At 71.7% G+C, this 1866-nt stretch carries 2 protein-coding genes; one reads left to right on the top strand and one right to left on the bottom strand.

The genetic code is table 11. The features are described 5' to 3' along the window. Nucleotides 1-256 precede the first annotated feature (256 nt). Nucleotides 257-700, bottom strand: coding sequence for a TlpA family protein disulfide reductase (locus CCN42_RS15885; RefSeq protein ID WP_086736361.1), 444 nt, complete (start codon nt 698-700; stop codon nt 257-259). Nucleotides 701-952: 252 nt separating this feature from the next. Between CCN42_RS15885 and CCN42_RS15880 the strand changes: the two genes are divergently transcribed. After that, entirely contained in the window at nt 953-1681 is a 729-nt protein-coding gene (locus CCN42_RS15880) for a lysophospholipid acyltransferase family protein (RefSeq protein ID WP_086736359.1), read from the top strand. Nucleotides 1682-1866 lie beyond the last annotated feature (185 nt).

Here is a 1866-nt window from a genome sequence, read left to right as displayed (position 1 = left end):
GTGGTGGCTAGGTCGGGGGTTGCCGTCATGGTGGCCTTCTGGGGGTGGGGACGAGCGGATCCGTGGCTGCTCAACAGCCCGGACAGCGCGCGCTCGCGGTGCGGGCGAAGTCGATGTGGGGCCGCCCGAAGAGAAGGAGTTCCGAAGACATAGGGTCAGACTGACGATAGCTGACATGCACAGTCAAGTGGGTCCCGCGTTCTGGGAGATGCCTCACGGTGCCCGGCGCGCCCCCCGCCGGCCCGTCCGCGCCCGCTCACACGGCCTCCCCGAGGGCCGCGATCACGTCGGCCTTGCGGGGCTGTCCGGCGGCCCGCCGCACGACCCGGCCACCGGCGTCGAGGACCAGCACGGTCGGCGTCCTGAGGACGCCGAGGCGCCGGACGAGGTCGAGCCGGGCCTCGGCGTCGATCTCCACGTGGCGGACGCCCGGCACCATGCCGGCCACCTCGGCAAGGACCCGCCGGGTGGCCCGGCAGGGGGCGCAGAAGGCGCTGGAGAACTGCACCAGAGTGGCCCGCTCGCCCAGCTCCGCACCCAACTCGGCTCCCGCCAGCCGCTGCTCTTCGTCGCGCACGCGCACGCGTACTCTCCCGCTCGGTCCGATCGTCACTGTCGTGCAGCGTTTCCGGGGCCGCGAGGATTCCCGGCCAGGGAAGTCTCCCGCGGCGCCGGCCCGCCGGGTTCGCCCCCCGCGCATTCCGGGTACCGCTCGAGATGTGAGATGCACATGCTCGCACGCCGCGTCACGGCACGCGCGAAGTAAAGGGAGCGTAAAACCCCGAGGTGATCATGGGGGTGACGTGACGAGGATCTCGCCGAGGACGGGCACGGGGACTGGCTCCGCGTTCGTTCTTGGGGCACCATCTGGGATGCCGTAAACCTACGGCTGCGTAACTTTCCCCGCCGGGAGCTCCCTTCCCTGGCAGAGAAGGAAGGGTCCACCTAGTCCATGGCAGAACTCGTCTACCGTCCGGTCATCGGTCTCGCCCGCACGCTGTTCAAGGTGTGGGACTTGAAGATCGACTGCAAGGGTTCGGAGAACATCCCGCGGTCGGGCGGTGCCGTTCTGGTCAGCAACCACATCAGCTACCTGGACTTCGTCTTCAACGGACTGGCCGCGCTGCCGCAGAAGCGGCTCGTCCGTTTCATGGCCAAGGAGTCCGTCTTCCACCACAAGGTGTCCGGCCCCCTGATGCGCGGGATGAAGCACATCCCCGTGGACCGCAAGCAGGGTGAGGCGGCGTACGCGCACGCCCTCGACTCGCTGCGCTCGGGAGAGGTCGTCGGCGTCTTCCCGGAGGCCACCATCTCCGAGTCGTTCACGCTGAAGAGCTTCAAGTCGGGCGCCGCGCGCCTGGCCCAGGAGGCGGGCGTGCCGCTCATCCCGATGGCCGTGTGGGGCACCCAGCGGCTGTGGACCAAGGGCCAGCCGCGCAACTTCAAGCGCAGCCACACGCCCATCACCATCCGGGTGGGCGAGGCGATCGAGGCGTCCCGCGACAAGTACGCCGGTGCCATCACCCGGCAGCTGCGCGAGCGCGTGCAGGAGCTGCTGGAGGCGGCGCAGCGCGCCTACCCGGTGCGCCCGAGGGACACCGACGATCCCTGGTGGCTGCCGGCCCACCTCGGCGGCACCGCCCCCACGGCGGAGCAGGTCCGCGCGGCCGAGGTCCGCTGACACCACCCCGCCGCACAGCCACCGCCACCACTGGTCGAGCCGCGCCCCGGTCAGCGGGTCGCCTGCCACCGCCCGCCCGCGCCCGGCCCGGGCAGCCGCCGCCGGCCCGGGTCCGCACTCTGGCCGCCCCGGGCCGGCGGGGGTGCGGACCCGGGGCGGCCAGAGTGCGGACCTGGGTCGGCGAG

Origin of the sequence: Streptomyces glaucescens, from assembly GCF_002154375.1 — a bacterium.
In the GTDB taxonomy this organism is placed as follows: Bacteria; Actinomycetota; Actinomycetes; order Streptomycetales; family Streptomycetaceae; genus Streptomyces; species Streptomyces glaucescens.
This window is presented reverse-complemented; position numbering and strand designations above follow the sequence as displayed.